The sequence below is a fragment of the Cellulomonas pasadenensis genome, from assembly GCF_047229365.1.
Classification (GTDB): domain Bacteria; phylum Actinomycetota; class Actinomycetes; order Actinomycetales; family Cellulomonadaceae; genus Cellulomonas.
On sequence record NZ_JBFTEP010000274.1, the window covers coordinates 1 to 1118 of the forward strand.

At 78.8% G+C, this 1118-nt stretch carries 1 protein-coding gene and 1 pseudogene; one reads left to right on the forward strand and one right to left on the reverse strand.

Annotation, left to right across the window (positions count from 1 at the left end; all coding sequences use genetic code 11):
• Positions 1-734: pseudogene (locus tag AB6N23_RS18425) on the forward strand (phospho-sugar mutase); the annotation flags it as partial.
• A gap of 6 nt (positions 735-740) precedes the next feature.
• Here the strand turns inward: AB6N23_RS18425 and AB6N23_RS18430 are convergent.
• Positions 741-1118 (reverse strand): cellulose binding domain-containing protein (locus AB6N23_RS18430; protein ID WP_412867403.1); only part of this gene is annotated, 378 nt, incomplete at its 5' end.

Below are 1118 nucleotides of genomic sequence, written 5' to 3' on the forward strand. Positions count from 1 at the left end.
TCGCCGCGCGGCGCGGCACGCCCACGGACGCGGGCACCGGCGCGCACGGCGAGGCGACCGGCGACGCGCCCGTGCTCGCGTGCTCGATCGTCTCGTCACGGCTGCTCGCGTCCGTCGCCGCGGCCGCGGGCCTGCGGTCCGCGACGACGCTCACCGGGTTCAAGTGGCTCTCCCGCGTGGAGGGGCTCGCGTTCGGGTACGAGGAGGCGCTCGGCTACTGCGTCGACCCCGCGCACGTGCGCGACAAGGACGGCATCACCGCGGCCGTGCGCGTGCTCGACCTCGCCGCGCGCCTCGCCGCCGAGGGACGCACCCTGGTCGACGCCCTCGACGACCTCGCGCGCGCCCACGGGCTGCACGTCAGCGGCCAGGTGAGCGCGCGGTTCGCGGACCTGTCGCGCATCGGCGCGACGGTGCAGCGCCTGCGGGAGCAGCCGCCGACGACGCTGGCCGGCTCGCCGGTCGTCGAGGTGGTCGACCTGGCCGCCGGCACCGACGAGGAGCGCGGCGGCCTGCCGCCCACCGAGGGCCTGCGCCTGCTCACCGCCGACGGCACGCGCGTGGTGGTGCGGCCGTCGGGCACGGAGCCGAAGGTCAAGGCGTACCTCGAGGTGATCGAGCCGGTCGCGCCCGACGCGGACCGGCACGCCCTCGACGCCGCCCACCGGGACGCGCGCGACCGGCTCGCGCGCCTGGCGGACGACGTGCGCGCCGCGCTCGGCCTCGCCGGCTGAGGGCGGTCAGCGCGTCTGCGTGCAGCGCAGCTGCGGGACCGCCGTGGCCGCGCCGTCCTCCGCGGGCCCGGTGAACCCGAAGACGGCCGTCTGCCCGTCGGCGACCGCGCCGTTCCACGACAGGTTCTCGGCCGTCACCGTGCCGCCGCCCGTGCCGATGTCGGCGCCCCACCGGTCGTTGATGCCGAGCCCGGGCACGGCCGACCACTGCACGAGCCAGCCCTGCACGCCGGGCGCGGTCGCGGTGACCGTGACCTGCGCCTGGTAGCCGCCGGGCCAGGAGTTCACGAGCTCGTACCGCGCGGTGCACGCGCCGGCGGGCACGGCCGGCGGCGGCGCCACGACGCCCGGCGACGCGGGGCCGGACGGCGGCGTGGCCGGGGG